The sequence below is a fragment of the Desulfonatronospira sp. MSAO_Bac3 genome, assembly GCF_003838035.1.
GTDB classification, from domain to species: domain Bacteria; phylum Desulfobacterota; class Desulfovibrionia; order Desulfovibrionales; family Desulfonatronovibrionaceae; genus Desulfonatronospira; species Desulfonatronospira thiodismutans.
Genome location: NZ_QYZY01000148.1, coordinates 1 through 6,368, shown reverse-complemented (window position 1 = coordinate 6,368; position 6,368 = coordinate 1). Strand labels below are relative to the sequence as shown.

General features: G+C 56.6%; 5 protein-coding genes. 2 read left to right on the top strand and 3 right to left on the bottom strand.

Features of this window, described 5'->3' with window-relative positions:
- Positions 1 to 2,229, top strand: a 2,229-nt coding sequence (gene lon / locus D5S03_RS05240; protein ID WP_287042885.1) for an endopeptidase La, incomplete at its 5' end; no start/stop codon positions are given.
- 146 nt (positions 2,230 to 2,375) lie between these two features.
- On the top strand, positions 2,376 to 3,434 hold the full coding sequence (gene selD, locus D5S03_RS05235) for a selenide, water dikinase SelD (RefSeq protein WP_287042884.1): 1,059 nt from the start codon (positions 2,376 to 2,378) through the stop codon (positions 3,432 to 3,434).
- A gap of 12 nt (positions 3,435 to 3,446) precedes the next feature.
- Here the strand turns inward: selD and D5S03_RS05230 are convergent, their stop codons facing one another.
- The 3 genes from D5S03_RS05230 to D5S03_RS05220 all read right to left on the bottom strand — a co-directional run.
- Complete coding sequence (locus tag D5S03_RS05230; protein WP_287042883.1) at positions 3,447 to 4,388, bottom strand: aminotransferase class IV; 942 nt, start codon at positions 4,386 to 4,388, stop codon at positions 3,447 to 3,449.
- Between the two features lie 218 nt (positions 4,389 to 4,606).
- Positions 4,607 to 5,632, bottom strand: a complete 1,026-nt coding sequence (locus tag D5S03_RS05225; RefSeq protein ID WP_008869621.1) for an aspartate-semialdehyde dehydrogenase — start codon at positions 5,630 to 5,632, stop codon at positions 4,607 to 4,609.
- Positions 5,633 to 5,733: 101 nt separating this feature from the next.
- On the bottom strand, positions 5,734 to 6,368 hold a 635-nt coding region (locus D5S03_RS05220), incomplete at its 5' end, for a type II secretion system F family protein (protein WP_287042882.1).

The following is a 6,368-nucleotide window of genomic DNA, read 5'->3' as shown; positions in this document are numbered from 1 at the left end:
GACATCTATGCCTGCGGATGCGTAAGCAGGATCCTGCAGATGTTTCGTCTGCCCGACGGCACGGTCAAGGTTCTCTTTGAGGGCCTGCACCGGGCGGCGGTAAACCCGGAAAAGGTCGATTTCGAGGAAGAGGTCCCTGAAGTGGAGACCCATTTCCTGCCGGAAGAGGAAAACGACCATTCCGAAACAGAGGCCCTGGTCCGGGCCACCAAGGAGTCCCTGGAAGAATACTCCAAGGCCAACACCAAAATCGCCAAGGAATCCGTACAGTCCATCCAGAACATGGATGACCCCGGGGCCATAGCTGACGCCATCATGCCCCATCTCAAGGTGGACTTTAACGAAAAACAGGAGGTTCTGGAGGAATTCGATCCTTTCAAGCGCCTGCAGATGGCTTATGCCCACCTGCAGGGCGAAATCGAGGTGTTCTCCCTGGAAAAAAAGATCAAGTCCAGGGTCAAGAACCAGATGGAAAAGAACCAGAGGGAGTATTACCTGTCCGAGCAGCTAAAGGCCATTCACAAGGAAATGGGCCGCGATCACGACCCCAAGGCCGAGCTGGATGTGCTGCAGGAAAAGGTGGACCAGAAAAACATGCCCCAGCAGGCCAAGGACAAGGCCTCGGAAGAAATCAAGAAACTGCGCAGCATGCCCCCCAATGCCGGGGAGTACAGCGTACTCATGAACTATGTGGACTGGGTGCTGTCCCTGCCCTGGAACGAACTAAGGGAGACAGACACCGACATCACCAAGGCGGAAAAGATCCTGGATGAAGACCATTACGGTCTGGAAAAGCCCAAGCAGAGAATCCTGGAATACCTGGCCGTACAGAGCCTGGTGGAAAAAATGCGCGGGCCCATCCTGTGCCTGGTGGGACCGCCGGGAGTGGGCAAGACATCCCTGGCCAAATCAGTGGCCCGGGCAACCCAGCGTGAGTTCATCAGGCTTTCTCTGGGAGGTGTGCGCGACGAGGCCGAGATCCGGGGTCACAGGCGGACCTATGTCGGGGCCATGCCCGGCAAAATCCTGCAGAGCCTGAAACGGCTGGAAACCAACAATCCGGTTTTCTGCCTGGACGAAGTGGACAAGATGAGTATGGATTTCCGGGGGGACCCTTCGGCAGCACTTTTGGAGGTGCTGGACCCGGAACAGAACTCCGCCTTCAGCGACCATTACCTGGACTTGGATTACGACCTGTCCAACATCTTCTTCATCACCACGGCCAACTACCTGCAGGCCATCCCAGCGCCCCTGCAGGACCGTATGGAAATAATCAAGCTGCCAGGCTATCTGGAAACCGAGAAAAACCGCATCGCCAGGCACTTTATCTGGCCCAAGCAGCTGGAACATCACGGCCTGGAAGACAAGCAGGTCTCCATTTCCGAGGGGGCCATAAATGAAATAATCCGTCAGTACACCCGGGAGGCCGGGGTACGCAACCTGGAGCGTGAAATCGCCTCCATCTGCCGCAAGGTGGCCAAGAAAAAAGTCGAAGAAAAGGACAGAAAGGACAAAAAGGTCCGGGTAACAGCCAAGAGTGTGCCCTCTTACCTGGGCGTATCCAAGATCCGCCACGGTGAGCGCGAGGACAAGCCTTTGGTTGGTGTAACCAACGGTGTGGCCTGGACCGAAGTAGGGGGCGAAATCCTCCTGGTGGAAGTGGCCCTCATGCCCGGCACGGGCAAGGTGGAGATCACCGGCAAGCTTGGCGACGTCATGAAGGAAAGCGCCAAGGCGGCCCTTAGCTATGTACGCTCCCGCTCGGACGTATTCGGCCTCAAGTCGGACTTCTACAAGGAAATAGACGTACACGTGCATGTCCCGGAAGGAGCAACCCCCAAGGACGGACCTTCAGCCGGCATCACCCTGACCACCAGCCTGGTTTCGTCGCTACTCAACCTGCCGGTGCGTAACGACCTGGCCATGACCGGGGAAATCACCCTGCGCGGCAGGGTTCTGCCCATAGGCGGTCTCAGGGAAAAGCTCCTGGCTGCCAGGCGCGGTGATATAAACAAGGTCATCATCCCCGAAGCCAACCAGAAAGATCTGCAGGAAGTCCCGGACAATGTGCTCAAGGGCCTGGAGGTCATGCCGGTACAGCACATGGATGATGTCCTGGCCGAGGCCCTCATGGGCACCACCAGGGAAGACCTGTTCTGCGGGGATGCAAACATCACTCCCATTTCCTCCAAGCTCATGAAGGAAGAATACCAGGAACAGGCCCAGTAAAAAGAAAACAAAAAACCTAAAAAAGCCCGGGAGAATCTCCCGGGCTTTTTTTTAGGCCTGCGTATTGATATTTTCAATAGCAATCCAGGCTTTCTATTGATATTTTAAATTGGACTGCCGGGTTCTTCTCAGGTTACACACAGGATATGAACATATCAAACTTAGAGACAAAAAAACGCCTCACGGAAACCGTCAAAGGCGCCGGCTGAGCTTCCAAGCTGCCTCCAGGGGACCTGGACAAAGCTTTGCAGGGGCTGGAGTTCCCCAAGGATTCCAACCTCATAGTGGGCCTGGACCGGGCCGACGACGCCGGGGTGTACAAGGTCTCGGATGACCTGGCCCTTATACAGACCGTGGATTTTTTTACCCCCATCGTGGACGATCCCTACTGGTTCGGCCAGATCGCCGCAGCCAATGCCTTAAGCGACGTCTATGCCATGGGCGGAGAGCCCAAAACCGCCATGAACCTGGTAGGCTTTCCCCTGGGTAAAATGGACCTGGAAGTTCTGCGTCAGATCCTCATGGGAGGTCTGGACAAGATGCGCGAGGCAGGTACCGTCCTGGTGGGAGGACACAGTGTAGAAGATGCAGAGCTTAAATACGGTCTTTCCGTAACCGGGTTTGTGCATCCGGACAAGATCCTGACCAAGAAAAACCTCCAGGCCGGGGACAGGCTCATCCTGACCAAGCCCCTGGGCACTGGCATTGTCAACACCGCCATCAAGGGTGGAGCAGCCTCCCAGGAACATATCCAAAAGGTCACCAGGCTCATGGCCGAACTCAACAAAGCCGCAGCCGAAGTTATGCGCCAATACGATGTTCATGCCTGCACCGATATAACCGGATTCGGCCTGCTGGGACACATGGCCGAAATGCTCTGCGGCTCAAAAGTCAGCCTGAAAATTGATTTCGGCAGCCTCCCGGTGCTGCCCGAAGCCTTAGAATTCGCCTCCATGGGCATGGTCCCGGCCGGGGCGCACAAAAACCGGCAGTTCCGGGAAAATATCGTGGAATACTCAGACGGGATCACTCCGGCCAAGCGCGATATCCTGTTCGACCCCCAGACTTCCGGGGGCCTTCTCATCTGCTGCCCCCCGGACCAGGCCCGGGACATGCTCAGTAACCTGCACTCCAGGGGCCTAAGTGAAGCCGCCATCATGGGAGAAATTGACTCATCCTCCGCTGAAAAAATCATTGTAGAGTAAGGATACGGACGGCTATAATTTTACCCCGTTCTCCTCCAAATCCCGCACCAGGAGCTCGCGCAGCCTTTTGCTCACCGGGCCGGGGCGGACGTCGTGTATGGGCTTGCCGTTGTAGCGGACAATGCTCATGGCATCCAGGGTGGTGCCCAGGAGGATGACCTCCCGGGCCTCGTAGATTTCTTCCTCGCTTATGGGCCGGAATACAAAGGTCATCTCGTCCTTGATGAGTTCCAGGGCGCGCATGAGGGTGGTGCCCGGCAGGGCGTTGTTCAGCTCCGGCACCAGGATGCGCCCCTTCTGATCCACCACCACCACGTTTTCTATGCAGCCCTCGGCCAGAAATCCATGCTGATCAAAGCACAGGACAAAATCGCAGCCTTTGTCCACGGCCTCCTTTTTCATGAGTACATTGGGCAGGTAGTTGACCGACTTGATCCTGGCCATGAAGGACGGCTTGGCCGGGTGCTCGGACTTGCAGGCCCGTACACCCTTTTCCCACATGCTCTCGGGCAGATAGTTGAACCTCCTGGCTACAATATACAGGCTGGGCCAGGGGCATTCCCGGTAGTCAATGGCAAACCCGCCAGGGCCGCGGCCGATGAACAGGCTTAGGTATCCGTCATCCTGCCCCCCGGCTCTGGCCGTTTCCAGGACCATCTCCCGGATGTGCTCCCAGCTCAGAGGAGGCCTGATAAATATGGCCCGGCAGTTCTTTTCCATGCGCTCCAGGTGCGCTTCCAGCTGATACACCCTGCGGCCCAGGTATTTTACTGTCTCAAATACGCCGTCCCCGCGGTGGATCATGTGATCATCCAGGGGAATGAGCATCATCCTGGGATCCTTGCAGATCATCTCCAGGCGGTGATCATAGAAGGCGAAAATATTCTCCTCACCCGGCCGGGGCAGGGAGACAAGCTTGTCCAGATATTCCCGGGTGCCTGCAACGTGAGCCACTTGGTTTACTCCTGCATGAAATCAACAAATTATAAAACGAAAAGACCTGCTACTCATGTGCCTGCCACGCGCGCTGCCACGCACTTCGCGTGGTTAGCGTGACCAGCCACGCGCCTCGCGTGGTCAGCGCAGCCAGCATGATCCTCTGAACTCTGTCTTCTGGCCTCTATCTTCTGACCTCTGACCACTGACTTCTGATCTCTGATCTCTGACCTCTGTTACGGTACCCGCACCAGATCCTTGACCAGCAGAAACTCTGCAATCTGCACTGCATTCAGGGCTGCACCCTTGCGGATATTGTCCGCCACAACCCACATGTCCAGGGCGTTTTCGGTGCTCTGGTCCTCGCGGATGCGGCCCACAAAGGTCTCATCCTTGCCTGCTGCAAAAAGAGGCATGGGGTATATCTTTTCCTCGGGATTGTCCATGACCCTGATCCCCGGGGCCTGTGTGAGAATGGCCCTGGCATCCTCCCGGCTTATCCTGGACTCGGTCTGGACATTCAAGGATTCGCTGTGCCCGAAAAACACCGGCACCCTTACCGTGGTGGCGGTAACCTTTACGCTTTCATCACCCATGATCTTCACGGTCTCATTGACCATTTTCATCTCTTCCTTGGTGTAGCCGTTGTCCAGGAAGGCATCCAGGTGCGGGATGCAGTTGAAGGCTATCTGGTAGGGATAGACGCTGGGGGTGACTTCTTCCATGTTGAAGAGCTGCTTGACCTGGGTTTCCAGCTCGTGCACCGCCTTCTGGCCGGACCCGGACACAGCCTGGTAGGTGGAAACCACCACCCTTTTTATCCTGCTTACGTCGTGCAGAGGCTTTAACACCACCACCATCTGGATGGTGGAGCAGTTGGGATTGGCAATGATACCCTGGTGCTTTTCCAGGTCTTCCGGATTCACCTCGGGCACCACTAAGGGCACATCGGGATCCATTCGCCAGAAGCTGGAGTTGTCCACCACCACGCAGCCGCTCTTTGCGGCAATGGGGGCATACTTTTCAGAGGTACCCCCACCTGCGGAAAATATGGCCAGGTCCACTCCCTTGAAGGAATCTTCTGTGAGTTCCTGTACGATGAGCTTGCTGTCCTTGTATTCTATCTTGCTGCCGGCGGACCTGGACGAGGCCAGGGGAATAATCTCTTTGGCCGGAAAATCCCTCTCGGCCAGGATCCTGAGCATCTCTCTTCCAACTGCACCGGTGGCCCCTGCTACGGCCACTACCGGGTCTTTAGTCATTGTGTCCTCCTTTTGTAATTTATTGCTTCTGTGTTGTCGGACCTGTCGGACCTGTCTGACGTGTCCGACAGGTCCGACCCATCAGAATGTGTCCTGCCTCATCATGCCACCACGTCCGCAATCTGAAAAATGGGCAGGTACATGCTGATGACCAGACCGCCCACCACTACGCCCAGAAAAACAATCATAATGGGTTCCAGAAGCGAGGTCAAAGTATCCACGGCCACATCAACTTCGTCGTCGTAGAAGTCGGCTATCTTTTCCAGCATGCCGTCCAGGGCCCCGGTAGTCTCCCCGATGGAGATCATCTGGGTGACCATGGGCGGAAAGATACCTGTCTCGGACAAGGGCTCGGCCAGGCTCTGGCCCTCGGTGATGCTCTGCTTGGCCTCCTGCACCGCATGCTCCACGCTCTTGTTCCCGGCGGTGCGCGAGACAATGTCCAGGGCACTTAGTATCGGCACCCCCGAGGAAATCATGGTGCTCATGGTCCGGCTGAACCTGGCCACGGCCACCTTGCGCAGAAGCGGCCCGAAAACCGGGGCATGGAGAATCCATTCGTCAATCAGGGTCTTGCCTCTTTCCGTGCGGTAAAAAAGCCTTATGCCCAGGACCGTCGCGATCAGCCCCCCCAGGATCCACAATACGTTCTGGGATACAAACCGGCTAAGGCCGATGACGAACTGGGTGGGTGCGGGCAGGGCCCCGCCGAAGTCGGCGAACATATCCTCGAAAG

Bases quoted from the DNA above. Each gene is read 5' to 3' on its own strand.
- D5S03_RS05225 (WP_008869621.1), bottom strand. From the start codon at position 5,632: ATGACTAAAGACCCGGTAGTGGCCGTAGCAGGGGCCACCGGTGCAGTT.